General features: G+C 31.7%; 16 protein-coding genes. 12 read left to right on the top strand and 4 right to left on the bottom strand.

What is annotated here, in order from left to right; all coding sequences use genetic code 11:
* Positions 1-337 precede the first annotated feature (337 nt).
* The 8 genes from AB8S09_RS15005 to AB8S09_RS15040 all read left to right on the top strand — a co-directional run bounded on the left by AB8S09_RS15005 (position 338) and on the right by AB8S09_RS15040 (position 6,869).
* Positions 338-1,252, top strand: a complete 915-nt coding sequence (locus AB8S09_RS15005) for an SDR family oxidoreductase (RefSeq protein ID WP_369869440.1) — start codon at positions 338-340, stop codon at positions 1,250-1,252.
* The gene (locus AB8S09_RS15010) at positions 1,245-2,312 is read left to right on the top strand and encodes an N-acetylneuraminate synthase family protein (RefSeq protein WP_369869441.1); all 1,068 of its coding nucleotides are present in this window, start codon (positions 1,245-1,247) and stop codon (positions 2,310-2,312) included. Before AB8S09_RS15005 ends, AB8S09_RS15010 begins: the two co-directional genes overlap by 8 nt.
* Positions 2,313-2,846: a GNAT family N-acetyltransferase gene (locus AB8S09_RS15015; RefSeq protein WP_369869442.1), complete on the top strand. Its 534-nt coding sequence runs from the start codon at positions 2,313-2,315 to the stop codon at positions 2,844-2,846.
* A 40-nt stretch (positions 2,847-2,886) separates the two neighbouring features.
* Entirely contained in the window at positions 2,887-3,903 is a 1,017-nt protein-coding gene (locus AB8S09_RS15020; RefSeq protein ID WP_369869443.1) for an SDR family NAD(P)-dependent oxidoreductase, read from the top strand.
* A gap of 18 nt (positions 3,904-3,921) precedes the next feature.
* Positions 3,922-4,905: a UDP-2,4-diacetamido-2,4,6-trideoxy-beta-L-altropyranose hydrolase gene (pseG, locus tag AB8S09_RS15025; protein WP_369869444.1), complete on the top strand. Its 984-nt coding sequence runs from the start codon at positions 3,922-3,924 to the stop codon at positions 4,903-4,905.
* A 55-nt stretch (positions 4,906-4,960) separates the two neighbouring features.
* On the top strand, positions 4,961-5,140 hold the full coding sequence (locus AB8S09_RS15030; protein WP_369869445.1) for a YjfB family protein: 180 nt from the start codon (positions 4,961-4,963) through the stop codon (positions 5,138-5,140).
* A gap of 28 nt (positions 5,141-5,168) precedes the next feature.
* A complete protein-coding gene (locus AB8S09_RS15035) occupies positions 5,169-6,176 on the top strand; it encodes a dTDP-glucose 4,6-dehydratase (protein WP_294182020.1) in 1,008 nt (335 codons plus the stop codon).
* Positions 6,177-6,356: 180 nt separating this feature from the next.
* Positions 6,357-6,869, top strand: coding sequence for a hypothetical protein (locus AB8S09_RS15040; protein WP_369869446.1), 513 nt, complete (start codon positions 6,357-6,359; stop codon positions 6,867-6,869).
* Between the two features lie 712 nt (positions 6,870-7,581).
* On the opposite strand, the gene AB8S09_RS15045 is transcribed toward AB8S09_RS15040, so the two are convergent.
* Positions 7,582-8,550: an isocitrate lyase/PEP mutase family protein gene (locus AB8S09_RS15045; protein ID WP_369869447.1), complete on the bottom strand. Its 969-nt coding sequence runs from the start codon at positions 8,548-8,550 to the stop codon at positions 7,582-7,584.
* A gap of 300 nt (positions 8,551-8,850) precedes the next feature.
* On the opposite strand from AB8S09_RS15045, the gene AB8S09_RS15050 reads away from it, so the two are divergent.
* Together AB8S09_RS15050 and AB8S09_RS15055 are read left to right on the top strand one after the other, a co-directional pair.
* On the top strand, positions 8,851-10,224 hold the full coding sequence (locus tag AB8S09_RS15050; RefSeq protein WP_369869448.1) for an MFS transporter: 1,374 nt from the start codon (positions 8,851-8,853) through the stop codon (positions 10,222-10,224).
* A gap of 27 nt (positions 10,225-10,251) precedes the next feature.
* On the top strand, positions 10,252-11,118 hold the full coding sequence (locus AB8S09_RS15055) for an isocitrate lyase/PEP mutase family protein (protein ID WP_369869449.1): 867 nt from the start codon (positions 10,252-10,254) through the stop codon (positions 11,116-11,118).
* Between the two features lie 60 nt (positions 11,119-11,178).
* On the opposite strand, the gene AB8S09_RS15060 is transcribed toward AB8S09_RS15055, so the two are convergent.
* Together AB8S09_RS15060 and AB8S09_RS15065 are read right to left on the bottom strand one after the other, a co-directional pair.
* Positions 11,179-13,056 carry a sigma 54-interacting transcriptional regulator gene (locus tag AB8S09_RS15060; protein WP_369869450.1) on the bottom strand — a complete coding sequence of 626 codons (1,878 nt, stop codon included), beginning with the start codon at positions 13,054-13,056 and terminating at the stop codon, positions 11,179-11,181.
* Positions 13,057-13,060: 4 nt separating this feature from the next.
* Positions 13,061-13,243: an FmdE family protein gene (locus AB8S09_RS15065; protein WP_369869452.1), complete on the bottom strand. Its 183-nt coding sequence runs from the start codon at positions 13,241-13,243 to the stop codon at positions 13,061-13,063.
* A 328-nt stretch (positions 13,244-13,571) separates the two neighbouring features.
* Between AB8S09_RS15065 and AB8S09_RS15070 the strand changes: the two genes are divergently transcribed.
* The gene (locus AB8S09_RS15070; RefSeq protein WP_369869453.1) at positions 13,572-13,913 is read left to right on the top strand and encodes a hypothetical protein; all 342 of its coding nucleotides are present in this window, start codon (positions 13,572-13,574) and stop codon (positions 13,911-13,913) included.
* 213 nt (positions 13,914-14,126) lie between these two features.
* On the opposite strand, the gene AB8S09_RS15075 is transcribed toward AB8S09_RS15070, so the two are convergent.
* On the bottom strand, positions 14,127-15,146 hold the full coding sequence (locus AB8S09_RS15075; protein ID WP_369869454.1) for an acyltransferase family protein: 1,020 nt from the start codon (positions 15,144-15,146) through the stop codon (positions 14,127-14,129).
* 441 nt (positions 15,147-15,587) lie between these two features.
* On the opposite strand from AB8S09_RS15075, the gene AB8S09_RS15080 reads away from it, so the two are divergent.
* Positions 15,588-16,439 (top strand): hypothetical protein, encoded by an 852-nt coding sequence (locus tag AB8S09_RS15080; protein WP_369869455.1) that lies wholly within the window; start codon positions 15,588-15,590, stop codon positions 16,437-16,439.
* Positions 16,440-16,711: the final 272 nt, after the last annotated feature.

Genomic DNA, 16,711 nt, shown 5'->3' on the forward strand with positions numbered 1-16,711 from the left:
AATTTTCCCATTTTAATTTGTGCTTTTTCTTGACATAGTACCATAGAAAAACTATTATTGTAGTTGAAGTACCAAGATGGGAATCTTTTAGTACATCAGTTCAAAGTCTAACTCCCAATACTATAATAAGACATTTAGATCCTTTGGGACACATCAATTTTTTTACTGATGCTTCACTGGCAACCGCATATGTAAAGTCAAAATTCAATATTGTTTCTGCCTGGTATTTTGGAATGGACATATATGAATTTATTACCCAAACAGCAAATATGATTGATAATGATAATTATATTAAAAGTATAAAAAATTTGAATAAGAGGAGAATGATTAACTAGATATGGATTATTATAAAAAAATTTTAATTACAGGTTCAAATGGTATGCTTGGGAAAGATATAGAATTATCTTTTTTATTAGATAATAAATTCGATGTATTTGGTATTAATAGGAAACAAGATATTGATTTGGATCAGGCACGTAGTATAATATGTAATCTTACTGATTTTAAAGAATTAAGTAGGGTTTTAACTTGTGTTAGACCTGATATAATAATTCATTGTGCAGCCAACGTAAATGTTGACAAATGTGAAGCTGATAAAAATTATTGTTATAAATTAAATTCTGAAGCTGTAAGAGTCCTGTCCAGTTATAATAGCCCCAAAACAAAATTCATATATATCTCTACTGATTCAGTTTTTGATGGGGAAAAAGGTAATTATGTAGAAACTGATAAAACTAATCCCTTAAATTATTATGCATTTACTAAGAGAGAGGGAGAAAAATTTGCATTACAAGAAAATAAAAATTCTATAGTTGCTAGAACAAACATATATGGATTTCACACGAATAGGGGAAATTCTCTTGCAGAATGGGCAATAAATAATTTGTCTAAAAAAAATAGGATTTCGGGATTTGATGATGTATTTTTTAATCCTGTATATACAAAACAATTTGCTGAGATATTAGTAAAATTACTTGATGTTGATTATAAAGGCTTGATACATATTGGTTCAAATAAATATATTAGTAAATATGAATTTTTAAAGTATTTATGTAGAAGATTTGATTTTGATGATACTTTATTAAAAAAAGGATTTGTAAATGATGTAGATTTTAATGCTGAAAGACCTAAAAATACAACATTAGATGTATCAAAACTTGAGAAAATTACGGGATACTCAGTTAATATTGAGGATGGATTAGAGTCTTTTTATCATGATTACAATAATTTTAGGGAGGCATTCTATGCATAAAATTAAAATAGGAAATAGAATTATTGGATTAGGAGAAAAGCCTTATTTTATAGCAGATATTGCTTCTAATCATGATGGTGATATAAATAGAGCTTTCAAGCTTATAGAACTTGCAAAAAAAAGTGGTGCGGATGCTGCTAAATTTCAGAATTTCAATGCTGCCCATATAGTAAGTAAAAGTGGATTTGAATCACTTGGAGGACAGCTTTCGCATCAATCTTCATGGAATAAATCAGTTTATGAAGTATATGAAGATGTAAGTATTCCAGGAAAATGGACTAAATTGCTAAAAGAAAAATGTGACGAAGTTGGCATAGAATATATGACAAGCTGCTATGATTTTAATTCGGTGGATTTAGTTGATCCATATGTAAATGCATTTAAAATTGGTTCAGGTGATATAACATGGATTGATATATTAAAATATATTGCTTTAAAGGGTAAACCTATAATTATTGCTACAGGTGCATCTACTATTGAAGATGTTAAAAGAGCAGTTAGTTCTATTAAAAATATAAATAAAGATATAGTTCTTATGCAATGTAATACAAATTACACTGTAAATAAAGAGAACTTTAAATATATAAATTTAAATGTGTTAAAGCAATATAGAGATTTATTTCCAGACGTTATTTTGGGATTATCAGATCATACATATGGAAATACTACAGTGCTTGGTGCCATTGCGCTTGGGGTATGTGTTATAGAAAAACACTTTACAGATGATAATGATAGGAAGGGGCCGGATCATAAATTTTCAATGAACCCCAATACATGGAGGCAGATGGTAGACTCGTCTTTAGATCTTTGGAATGCAATGGGTGATGGATTGAAAAAGATAGAAAAAAATGAAGCGGATACTGTTAAAATTCAAAGAAGAGCGTTGTATTTTACAAGGGATGTTAAAAGTGGGACAGTTTTAGGCAAAGATGATCTGTTTCCCGTTAGACCAATTAAAGAAGATGGAATACCTCCTTATAAAATAGAGGATGTTATAGGGAAAAAATTAATTCGGGATGTAAAAAAAGATGATTACGTTAAATGGAGGGATATAAAATAATTGTTAAAAGGTAAAAAAGTCTATTTGGCTGCAGTGGAGAGAAATGATTTAGCTCTTTTTATGAATTGGAGGAATAGAGAGGATTTTAGAAAATACTTTAGAGAATATAGAGAAATAAATTGTGATATGCAGAACAATTGGTATGAATCTAAAGTGTTAAATGATTCTTCTACTATTATGTTTTCTATAAAAAGAATTGATGATAATAGATTATTAGGTTGTTGTGGATTATGTTATTTAAATTGGATCTATAGATATGCAGAAATATCTATTTATATAGGACTAGATAATGTCTATATAGATAATAAAGGATATGCAGAAGAAAGCTGTAAGCTGCTTTTTGAATATGGATTTAATAATTTGGGATTAAATAAAATTTGGACAGAAATATATGAATTTGATGCTTTAAAAAAACAGCTGCTTGATAAATTTAATTTTCATTTAGATGGGGTACTTAGAGAAAATTATTTTTATAATGGAAAATGGTATAATTCATTTATATTATCTTTATTAAATAAAGAATTTAATGAATAAAAATTATTTTTAATATAATTGTTATTTATGGAGGACAATAATGGGATATTATACAGGCAAAAATATTCTTATAATAGGTGGAACGGGAACTATAGGAAGAGAACTTGCAAAACAGTTGTTGTCTCAGAAGCCAAATGTCATAAGAATTTTTAGCAGAGATGAGTATAAACAATTCATTATGGAAAAGGAACTTGACCATATATCGGAATTTAGGTATTTAATTGGCGATGTAAGAGATTATGATAGAGTTGAAAGGGCAATGAATGACATAGATATAGTATTCAATCTTGCTGCCATGAAGCATGTGCCCTCCTGTGAATACAATCCAACGGAAGCTATCAAGACAAATGTACATGGCATGGAAAATGTTATAAAAGCTGCTGTATATAATAATGTAGATTCCGTGCTTTTTACAAGTTCCGATAAAGCCATAAATCCTACTAATACCTATGGAGCTACCAAGCTTTTAGCTGAAAAATTAGTACAGGCAGCTAATTTTAGCAAAGGAAAGGTTAGGACAAGATTTGCAGTGACTAGATTTGGAAATGTCATGGGCTCCCGTGGTTCAGTTATACCGTTATTTAAAAAGCAGATACTTGAGAAGGGATATATAACTGTTACGGATAGTAATATGACCAGGTTTATGATGACTTTATCTCAAGCTGTGTCTTTGATAATGGATGCAGCAGAAAAATCTCACGGCGGTGAAGCGTTTGTACTTAAAATGCCGGTAATAAGATTATTGGATTTGGTACAGGTGGTAGTAGAAGAAATCTGTAAAAAATCTGATATTGATTTAAATAGTATAAAAATAGAAAATATAGGCTTAAGGGCAGGGGAGAGGAAGTTTGAAGAACTTATGACCTATGAGGAATCTCAGATTGCTTATGACTTAGGGGGTATGTATGCAGTTATACCTAATACTTATGTCGGTGAACTAGATAAATATTATAAACTGAAAAAGAAAGCCAAAGCTGGAAGCTATAATTCTTCTGATCTCATTCCCATAACGAAGGAAGAGGTAAGAAAACTTTTGATAGGTGAAGGCTTAATTTAGTAAAAGCAGGAAGGTAAATTGGATTTGAAAATAGCAATAAGGGCAGAAGGCGGCATCAGCATAGGTATGGGCCATATAATGAGAACACTTGTGCTCGCAAGGGAATTGTCTTTAAAAAATAAAATATGCTATATATGCAAATACAGTGTTGAAAATAGAAGTGGAATACTTGAAATACAGCGGAATGGATTTAAAGTATCTTTATTTAGACAAAGTATTTTGGAGGTATTGCCCAATATTCATGCAGATGTGCTTATAACAGACAGCTATGATGTAAATGAAGATTACTTTATGAAAACCAGAGAATTTGTGAAACATACTGTATATATAGATGATATTGATTCTTTCAATTATCCTGTAGATTTAATTATAAATCAGAATATAAATGCACTGGAATTTAATTATCCTCAAAAATATAAATTATTGGGCCTGAAATATCTAATGCTCAGGGACGAATTTAGGGATTTACCTAAAAAGCACATTCATGAAAAGGTTGAAGATATAATGATAACCATGGGTGGATCGGATCCTGTTGAATTTACCAGAACAATAGTAGATTGGATAAAAGATTTAAAATTCAATTTTCATGTGATTATAGGACCTTCTTTTAAAAATAAAGAGTATTTTAAAAATAAATATTTTAAGAATATGAAATTTTGTTTTAATGCTGATATGGCAGATGTAATGGGAAAATGTGATGTGACAGTGTCGGCATCGGGAAGCAGTATATGTGAACTGCTTGCCAGCGGAGTGCCGGTTATTGGTATTGTAATTGCAGATAACCAGTGCGGCATATCTCAGAAGCTGGCTGATATGAATATGATAGAAAATTTGGGATGGTATTATGATTTGAATGAAGGCAGGTTTAAAAATAGTCTTGCTTATTTGTGCAGCAATTATACTTTAAGAAAGAAAAGATCTATTGGAGGACAGAAACTTATAGATGGCTGTGGTGCTGGAAGAATAGCTGATTTTATTGAATCCAATTTTAAAAACAGGTAAAAATTTTTATGTGATTTATATTGAAATAAAATATTTATTAAGGAGATGTTTTGTTATGGATATAGCAGCGCTGTCAATTGTGATGAACCAGTCAAAGGTCCAGCAGAATGCCGGTATAGCAATTATGAAAATGGCAATGGATACAAATAACCAGACTGCGGCACAGATGACTGAAATGATGTCGGATATTTCAGCAGATCCTAATTTAGGAAATAATATAGATTTTATTGCTTGAATCATTTACTTCAGGAGGTTTATTTTATATGAATATGTTGGTAACGGGCGGAGCCGGATTTATAGGGCGATGGGTTGTGAAAAAATTATTGGATGAAAATCATTCAGTTATTGTACTCGATAATCTGTCCAATGGAAGGCTTGAGAATATAGAAGAATTTAAAGACAATTCTAATTTTAAATTTGTTAAGGGTGATGTAAGGGACAAGGACAAACTAGATGAAATTTTTAAAGATAAATTTGACATAGTATACCACCTGGCTGCATCCATAAATGTTCAGGACAGTATTGATGATCCTGAAACCACTTTTTTCAATGATGCTGTCGGAACTTTTAACATACTTGAAAGGGCCAGATTCCAGATGTTTGGGAAAAATGGCAGAATGGACGGCGACAGCTGGATATTGGATTCTGAAGAGAATACTTATCCATGTAAAGTGGTGTTTATGAGCACGTGTATGGTGTATGACGTATCCGGAAGTGAAGGTATTTCGGAATGCCATCCCATAAAGCCGGTATCTCCCTACGGCGGAAGTAAAATAGCCGCTGAAAATATGGTTCTCTCCTATTATAGTGCCTACAAACTTCCTGCAGTTGTTATAAGACCCTTTAATACCTATGGCCCTTTTCAAAAAACCGGCGGCGAAGGCGGCGTTGTAGCCATATTTATAAACAATGTGCTTGAAGGCAAAGATATAAATATATATGGTTCCGGCAGCCAGACTCGAGATCTTCTTTATGTGAAAGACTGTGCCGATTTCATAGTTTTATCCGGATATTCAGATAAGGCAGATGGACAGATAATAAATGCAGGAACCGGCAGGGATGTCACTATAAATGAACTTGCAGATATCATAAATAAAGGCAAAGTCAGGGTGAACCATGTAAAGCATATACATCCCCAGAGCGAAATCATGAAGCTAAAATGCAATTATTCCAAAGCAAAGAAGCTCATTGGATGGAAGCCTAAATATACTCTTGAACAGGGAATTGAAGAAACGGGGAAGTGGATTGAGGAGACTAAGCTATTAAAATAGTAGTACTTTTAAATGGTGTTTTATGATCAGATTTCTTGAAGCTTTTTTTGATTCCATAATGTTTAAAAGACTTTAATAGAGTAAAATTTATTGCCATTTATTTATTCAGAGTACTCTAAATTTATCAGAAATAAGCACTTTATGTATTTTAAGAATAATTATTACAATAAAGGAAGAAAAATGTTTAATAAACAAATTTACTCATTGATTCATAATATAAATAATGGTTTAAAATGGTATGAAGTTAAGCTAGGCGCTAAAATAAAAGGGTTTTCCGGAGAGTTAAGGGATGCTTTAAGATATAATACAGGAGTATATTTTATAAAAACAGATACACCAATAGATGCTTTTGCTAATATAGGTTATCCTGTAATTGATAAAAATAAACATAAAAATATTCCCCAGATTATCCAAAGAAATGAAGCTATTATTAAAAATAAATTAAATATACAACAACATGAGCACAATCAATATATTGTGTATAATGGAGAGGCAAAGGATATCTCAGGCAGAATTGTTGCCCACTTAGGATGTCCGATGGGAACAGGTTGTTTAGCACTTTATCAATATGGATCTTTAAGAGAATACAAATGGAGTGCAGCTTTTTATATTGAAAAAGATGAAATGAAAAGAAATTTAATAGAACAATCGTGGAGAGGTATATTTGGATGGCCTATTTTATGTGAGAAATAGAATTAGAGGATGAACTCTTTAAGAATAAAAATTTAATGTATAGTATAAAAAGTACAGGATAATTTAAATTGGCATTTGAGGGAAGAAATTTAAGATTTATAAGGTGATATGAAAATATAAAATAAAGAATAAAAGATGAGATGATCTATTGACCTAAATTTTTTAATGTGTTTTATAAATGAAGTGATTATCTGCAGGATTTGTTTTTTTAAACTGATCATTGCCGTTTCTGAATATTCTTGTAATTAGGTTAAATATACTTAACATTATTGACAAAAAACTATTTATAATGAGAGGGCTTGCACAAAAAGTTCAAAGTTTCAATTTGAGTAAATTGGGAATAAATGAATTAAATCATAAGCTCAATAATTTGGTGGGACAGATTAAAGCTCTGGACAAGGAGGGCAGAAGAGAAAATGAGAGGGAGGTGTGAGGATTTTTCTGTAAATTAGCTTTCTGTGATATTTTGGAAAGACAGCTATATTAAAATTTATTTCTGTCTTAAACTTAAATATATAATTTAAAAATGAGTATGTCAGTAACGCCTGAGAAAAAAGGCGTTATCTTTATAAGAATTTTATTCGGAAAGTCCGCCATCATACATTATGGATAGCTCACCATAACATAAATAAAAAAGCCTCCCATGATTTTTATTTTATCATAGAAAGCTTTGTCTCACTACACTGCAAAATGAATTTGCAGTAGTCTCAAATTATCTACCTTGTCTCATTGCCTCTTCCAACTTTTCCTTACTGCCGTATTTATCCTTTATTACAGAATCGGTTAAAAATTTTTCCTCCAATTTTCTATAATTAGGCAGCCCAATCAATTTGTTAAATTCATTAAAGGAAATCATATCTTTTTCAATACATTTAGTAGTGCCGTCTTCTTTCAACTTTTTAAATAGACTTTTCAATGCTTTAGATACCGTATAAATACAAGAAAGAGGGAAAATCACCACATCAAATCCCATTTTGTGATATTCTGCTGCTGTCAAAGATGGAGTTCTTCCATGTTCAATCACATTAACCAGTTTAGGTGCTTTTATGGATTTTGCTATAAGCTTTAATTCATCAACGGATTGAGGTGCTTCGATAAAAATCAAATCTGCACCTGCCTTTGAGTACGCATTTCCTCTTTTTATTGCATCATCAATTCCATTTACAGCTCTGGCATCCGTTCTTGCTACAATAACTAGATCAGGATCTTCTTTAGCTTTTACTGCTGCTTCAATTTTCTTGCAGTGCTCTTCTATTGATATTACCCTTTTGCCTTCCATGTGGCCGCATCTTTTTGGCCACTTCTGATCTTCAAAAAATATTCCTGATACACCAGCTTGTTCAAATTCTTTAACCGTTCTCATTACACTCAATGCATTTCCATATCCTGTATCACCGTCTACAAATAGAGGAATGTCTACCGCATTAGCAATATATTTTGCATTTTCAGCCATTTCCGTCATTGTAACATAACCAATATCCGGCTGCCCCAATCTACTGGCGGCAGTTGGATATCCCCCCATTATAATTGCCTCAAATCCGGAATTTTCAGCTATTTTAGCTCCAAGTGCATCATATACACCCGGTATTATCAATATCTGATCCTTTCCTATAAGCTGTTTTAATCTAGTTGCCTTTTTCATTTTAAAACTCCCTTCCAATTTGATTTTAGATTTTTTCATAAAGTCATTTAACTTTACAATATAACTTTCCCCTGTTATACCTTAGCAACATCTATACCAGGATTTTATCCATTCTGTAATTGTATTTAACATGCACTCTTAGATAATATATTTATGAAGTTCAGCTATTTGATATTAATTTGTTTCATTTAATTTTAAACAAGTTTAAACATATATGAAACAAATATATGACAAACAACCTATTTCTTGCTTCTGTATTATTGGCATGAATACTGCTATATAGAAAAGTAAAATATATTTTTGCGCAGAATGTATTTTAAAAATGGGGGGTAATTGTAAATGGATAATGTCAATTCTCTTACAGCAAATAATCATTTTATTTCTGAAAGAATGGATCGTCTGCCGGTATCGAAGATTCATTATAAAATATTATGTTTAACAGGACTGGGGATGTTTTTAGATAGTTTCGATATATATCTAGCAAGCAGTGTATTGAGTTCTCTGTTAAAAAGTGGTTGGTCGACAATCACCTTAAATGCCACTTTTATTTCAGCATCATTTATAGGACTTTTAATAGGAGCTTTACTCACAGGATTTCTTGGGGACAAATACGGCCGTAAATTTGTATATAGACTCGATCTGCTGATTTTCGGCGGTGCATCTTTAGTTGCAGCAATTTCCCCAAATATGACTTTTCTGATAGCGTGCAGGGGAGTCATAGGGATAGGTCTTGGAGCTGAAATAGTTACGGGGTATGCACTTCTTGGCGAATTTGTACCTGCAAAAGTTAGAGGGCGCTGGGTCTCCATGTTGTCCTTGATAACCAACATAGCAGTACCTATTTCTGCATTGTTAGGACTTATAATTATACCAACTATAGGTTGGAGATATATGTTCGTATTTGTAGGTGTATTTTCATTGATAGTATGGTATATGAGAAAAATGCTTCCTGAATCACCAAGATGGTATGAATCAAAAGGAAGATATGAAGATGCAGAAAAGACAGTAGAGATGTTTGAAAAAAGTGTTGAGAAAAGTGAAAATATAAAGCTTTCACCAATAGATACATCCAAAGTTCACCAGAACAAAGAAAATGTTATTGCAACCGAGGGAAAATTTTCAGATTTATTCAAAGGCAAAATGTTATCCAGGACAATAGTAGGATGTATAACTTTAATAACTATAAACACACTTATATACACTTTTATAACTTGGGCTCCTACACTATTTTTAAAAAGCGGCATAAACCTTTCAAAGTCTCTAGGTTATACTACCATAATGATGATTGGCGCACCTCTTGGTGCAATAATAGGAAGCTTTATCGTAGATAGGTACGGTAGAAAATGGTGCTTGGTTTTATCTATGATACTAGCGGGAGTAATAGGCTATGCATATCCTCTCCAAAGAAGTATGTCTATAATACTGATTCTGGGATTTTTATTGACAATACTTATATATATACTGGTAACAGTAGGACTTGCTGTGTATGTACCTGAAATGTTCCCGACAAAAATAAGACTGAGAGGCACCGGCCTTGCAAATGCCGCTGGACGACTGGCTACTATATTCAGTCCCTATGGAGTTGCCTTCTTATTAACTAATTATGGTTCTAGACCTATATTCACATGCCTTGGAATACTTTTGGCACTTACTGCGTTTATTATTGCTGTGTTTGGTGTAGAGACAAAACAAAAACCATTAGAAGAAATTTAAAATTTTATTTTTTAGGAGGATGTAATTATGAGTAGAGGAAAAATAATAAAAGATTTTATAAAAAGAAGAGAATTACTAGTTTCACCAGGGGCATTTAACAGCATTTCTGCAAAGATAGTAGAACAAAGCGGTTTTGATTCTGTATATATGACGGGTTATGGTGCAGCGGCCAATCTTTTAGGCTCACCGGATATAGGATTACTGTCGGCGTCTGAAATGATAAAACATCTGTCATATATGAGTGAGTCTGTAGATATACCTATAATTGCAGATGCAGATACTGGATACGGCAATGTCCTAAACATGTATAGAACTGTTAGGGAATATGAAAAAGCTGGAGCTGCTGCCATACAGATAGAAGATCAATGCTGGCCTAAAAGATGTGGACATATGGATGGGAAACAAGTCATATCTGCCGAGGAAATGGCTGCAAAAATCAGAGCAGCAGTAGATGCAAGACAAGATGAGGATACAGTTATCATAGCGAGAACTGACGCACTAGCTCCTATAGGATTTGACGAGGCAATAAGAAGGGGAAATTTATACAAGGAAGCAGGAGCAGATGTAATATTTGTAGAGGCACCGCCTGATATAGACAAATTAAGACAGATACCTAAATTAGTAAAGGCGCCAATACTTGCCAATATGATAGAAGGTGGAAAAACTCCTGTACTTTCGGCCGAAGAACTTCAAAATTTAGGATTTGCAATAGCTATATATCCTCTTTCCACTTTATACGTTATGACAAAAGCTGTTAAGGATCTACTATATGAGCTCAAAAATACGGGCACCACTCAAGGAAAAATAGGGAACATGATAGATTTTCCAGAATTTAATGAGATTGTTCAATTAAGTAAAATTCGGAAAACCGAACAAAAATACAATAATATTTAAAAAACAGGGGGCTGTTGCAAATTTATTTTGCAGAAGCCCACTCTCTTATGTTCTCATTGTTTATGATATTCCATAATTTTTAATTTTACGCCATAATGTTGTTCTACTCATGCCAAGTCTTTTGGCAGTTTTCTCTCTGTTGCCGTTGAATTCAGAAAGGGCTTTTAAAATACGTTCAATTTCCAGCCTCTTATTTTGTGATATTTGTGTTTCATTTTTTTTGTATACTTTATTCACTAATTCCTCTGCGTCAAAACAATTCTTGTTTTCACTTCCAATAAAAATGGATATTCTTTTAAGAATGTTCTTTAATTCTCTTACATTTCCCCAAAAATCGTAAGAAGTAAGTAATCTAAAAATTTCTTCCCATTTATTCTGGTATTTTTCATATAATCCGCTGAATTCATAAGATATAAGTTCTCTGGAAATTTCAGGTATATCTTGTCTTCTGTCTCTAAGTGGAGGTATATCGAGTTCAAGAACATTCAATCTATAATAGAGATCTTCCCTGAATCTCTTATTTAATACTTCTTCCCATAGGTTTTTGTTAGTAGCACTGATTATCCTCACATTTATGGGAATTATCTTGTCACTTCCAATTCTCATGACTTCTTTCTCCTGCAAAACCCTTAAAAATCTTGATTGAAGACTTTTGGGCATTTCAGCTATTTCGTCTAAAAAAATAGTTCCATTGTGTGCCAGCTCAAATAGGCCAATTTTACCCCCTTTTTTTGCTCCTGTGAAAGCTCCTTCTTCATATCCAAACAATTCTGATTCCAAAAGATTTTCAGGCAGTGCTGCACAATTCACAGCAACAAATGCTTCATTTTTCCGTTTGCTTTCATTGTGAATACTATTGGCGAACAGCTCTTTTCCAGTTCCAGATTCACCCGTAATTAAAACTGTAAAATCACTTCTGGCATATTTTTCAGCTAGAGTTATACAGTCTTTTATAGCCCTAGATTTGCCTTTTATATCGTTAAAGGTATATTTAGCTACAAGACCCCTTGTGTAAATTTCTCTTCTGACTTTACGTTCTGAATTCTGTATGGATTTTATATCCTGGAATGAAGCAACAGCTCCTTTAAACTGTCCGCCTATCATCAGAGGAACCCTGTTTGTTAAAATTGTCTGATTGTTTACTTTTTGTATCTGATTTATTTCTTCCTTTTTTGTAATTATTATTTTATCAAGTCTTGTATTTTCTATAGTCTTATTAACAGGTTTCCCTATTACATTTTTTCTGTTTATTCTCATAATCTTTTCGGCCATAGGATTATACACCTGTATGATATTATTCTCATCCGTTGCCATAATTCCACAATATGCATAATCCAAAATAGCATTCAACTGGCTATTTCTATATTTCTGCTTTCCTATGGATTCCTGTAATTGTACAGCCTGGCCTATAGAACTTATTATACTGTCTTTAGAATAAATAAAAATGGAATTCATGCCAATTTCATCACAGGCATCACATACCATACTTGAACCTATTACGTTATTAATTCCTGATTTTTTTAAAACATGAATTATATTTTTAAGCTGGTTATAATTATTAAAGCATTTTGAAATTATATTAATATTGAATATATTTTTATATGAATTAAAGTCAATTATAGGGTTTTTATATGTCAATATAGCTACATTATTTGAATTTTTCTTTGCTGTGACAAGATCTTCCATTATACTGAAACCTGAAATTTTTATATCAACAATAGGTGCATCCGGAATATTGTGCTTTAATATTTCCAGGTTACTACTTCCACCCACAAATACATCAACTTTATCCTCCTTCCACAGTTTTTTAGCAATATTTACAGTATCTTTAAATTTTGAATTTATCACATATATCTTTTTTAACATTTCTCCATCAATATTTGAATATATAGATTTAGTAAGTCTATCATAACTCATAACTGCAATTCTGGGTTTCATAAAATCATCCTTTGTTAAATATAATATCAATAATAAGGGAAAAAACTGTTTTTCCCGTTTCTCTGTATATCAGATTTTTCTTGTCCAAAATACATCCCTTTATAACCTTTACCGCATTAGCCACATAAAAATCGTTTTCATAAACACACGATATTTCTTCATCTCTTGCAGATGCTCTGCTTGCCATACAATTATAAAGCTCCGATTGTATTTGAAGAATATTATTTTATGTCTTAACTTTTATTTAATAGTCAGTCTTTTATTTAATTATACTTCATAAATATGGACTTAAATAATCATTTTAGTATTTTCTTTTATGTTATTTTTAACAATTATCAAGTGATTCTTAGGTTCAGGTGAAATTAGTGTAAAGGAATATACTAAATGGAAAAGTATTTTAAAATATCAAGTGAGGAACAAACGTTTGTATAAGGTTAAATTTTTGAGGGGATAATATATGATATAATAAAATAAATAGCAGGGCGGTTGATTGATTTGGCGAATAAAAAAATAAAATGCACTTTAATTGTATATTATGCACTGTAAATTGTGCATTGAATAAGGACATGGGAATGCTGAAGATAAGTGAGAGCAACATGGAGTTTTTAATGGATATGGTGAAGAAGTTTGAACTTGATAAGAAGCTCAGAGAAGAGGGCAAGACGGAAGGTATAGCAGATGGCTTGCTTCAAAGCCTGGAAAAGTTACTTTACATCAAGTTTTCCGATACTTTCTGTATGGACAATATAAGAAAGATAGAGGACGAAAATACTTTGAGCTCCATTTTTGAGGATACCGCCAGGAGCAGTTCCATTGGAGAGTTTAAAGAAAAGCTGAAGCAGAGAAAATTGAATTGATATATATGGTTGATTTCCGGATGAAATCCGGAAATCTTTATAATATATGACATAATAAAATAAATAGTAGGTTGATTGATCTGTCAGATGAAAAAATAAAATGTACTTTAATTGTACATTCCATAAGTTTAGCTTTATCTTCTGAAAAATTAACCGTTTTAGATATTTCCTGTGCTTCATAAACAAGTATGTTAACTTGTGATAAATCCCCAGTTAAATTTTGCTCAAGTTTATCTGTTCGAAAAATTTGGGATGAATTATTATTTCAGTGATTTTATTGATAAATTTGGAAGAAAGCAGGATTACAATAAGCAGTGAAAGTATGATAATTGATATTTCACTTACAAAGGAATTTATATAATCAAAAAAGTTGTATTTAACCAGTGTTTTAATAATGAAGCCGTGAAATCCATATACGGTTATGGTTCTGGATCCTAATTTTGTAAAAAGCAAATTTTTATCTGGAATTAAAATTAAAATAATGATAGATATAATTACAGCTATAATATATGTAGATATACGCACTATATATTCAGGACAATTCGGACTGTCTAGCTGTGAATAGGAATAACTGCCGTAAAACCACCTATAATCGATTTTATCATTTAACAGATGTATCAGCAGGAAGAGAATTAATAAACCTAGAACAGCATATTTTTTTCCAATATATTTTCTTACAGTATCTATATAATGTTCTTTGCAGAAGTATCCCATTAAAAAATATGGGAAAAAAGTTATAGTCCTCGACAAGCTCAAATAGTATCCAATATTATTATCATATCCGCTTAATATGGAAATAGCAAAGGTTATTATAATTGAGTACTTTATTTTGGAGAAATAAGGCAATATGAGATTCCATATGACAAGTGAAAGAAGATACCAGGTAATCCAGTATGGATTGACAAAAGTAATTTTAAAATTTTGCTTTTTAAGTACATAGATATTGAATAGACAATACAATAATTGAAAAATAATGTAATACATAAGAATACTTGTGATTTTTGAAAAAAATTTTTTGTCACTGCCCATATTCTTTGAAAAATAGCCTGAAATAAAAACAAATAAAGGCATATGAAAAGAATATATAAAATTATATATTAATTTTATATTGGGGTATGAACCAATTAACGGCTCAATAGTATGCCCAACTACTACCAAGGTGATTAAAAGAAATTTTAAATTATCAAAATAACAGCTTCTGCATTTTGATGAATTTATATTAAGCTCCTCCATAAATAAACTCCATTTCTACAAACTTTATTTATTTACTATACAGCTCCATTGTTACAATAAGGTGTTATATTGATTAATTAAGTTTAAATATTGTAAAGAAATCTTTAAGGGGAGAACTTAAAGAAAGACAAAAAAAATAGATGCACTTGAGGAATCAGTTGATATGCCAAAAAAACTGCTGTGATAATGCTGAAATGTTCTTCAGTAATATTCTGTTTTGAATAATTGTTATTTTATTAAAGCATAGTTGAAATATTCCGATAAATGTAATGATAATTAGGAAATAATATTTAAAATGTAGGTGCTGCAATGATAGACTATAAAATCACTGCACTTGGAAATTGGCATTAGGTTTATTTATGGAGTATTACTTAGTGATCTTACTGAAGTTAGGCATTGCAAATTTTATATTAATATAAAAAATTCGAGGGAGAGAATTAAATGTTTAGCAGCCGTTTGTTTAAGAAAAGGAATGTAATAATTTTAGCAATTTCAATTGTTGTAGCTGTAGCTTGTTCCGGTTTCTATTACTTTGACAGAGTAAAATCCTATTATGATTTAATATCATCTGGGGACAAAGCAGCAGCTTCAGATAATTTTGACAGGGCGATAAATTTGTATACTCAGGCTGAAACTTACAGGAAAAATTCTAAAATTGATGGAAAAATAAAGCTTGCAGGCATTCTTAAAAGTTCGAAGGCTAGTTACGATAAGGCAGTGAAGGAAATGAAAGACAAAAATTACCTTGGTGCAGTTGATATGTTTAAAAAAATGGACAACCATGATACTAAAAGGTATAAAGCTTCTAAAAATAATATTGAGCAGTGCAGGAACCTTTATGTATCAGATAATCTGTCAAGAGCAAGAGCAAGCTTTAAAAATAATGATTTTGATAATGCCGATAAATACCTTGCCAATGTGTTCAAGCTAGATGCTGACAATAAAGATGCAAAGAGTATTAAAAGTGATATAGCAAAAGCTGTACAGGAGCACAAAGAGGAAACTGCAAAGGTTTCAGCTGCACAGGGAAATTCTATACCTAAAAATGAGGATGATAATTATACTCCACAAATGGCAATTAAACTGGCTATGGAAAAAGATGAACTTAAAAATTCTCCAGATCTTTTGACTTATTGTAATAATATTCCTGAATATGATTCAAATGGGGAAAAATATTTTCATGTTTTTTTTAAAAGCAAAGAATTAGTTGATGATGGAGGAAGTGGAACTATAGATAATTTGATTACTGCACCAGGACTCGTAATCGGGGAAATATACTATGTTCTTTGTTGAACAACGTGAGTGAGGCAAATTGCCAGGTGGACATGCAACCCCCGGGAGTCATGAACAAATTGTGAACAGATGCTCCAAACACTCACCTGCTTTTTAAGCCAAACCATGATCCCATATACCCTTGGTATCACAGCAGTTATCGGGGATTAATCTGGACTGAAAATAGCCAGGTTACCACAAATATTGTGAATAAAGTGTAAATGGTTGGACAAGCAAAACAAGCATTCGGCTGTTTTTCAAGCCAAACTGTGAACTGCGGTATCCCTTATATA

This window comes from Clostridium lapidicellarium (assembly GCF_041224415.1).
In the GTDB taxonomy this organism is placed as follows: domain Bacteria; phylum Bacillota; class Clostridia; order Clostridiales; family Clostridiaceae; genus Clostridium_B; species Clostridium_B lapidicellarium.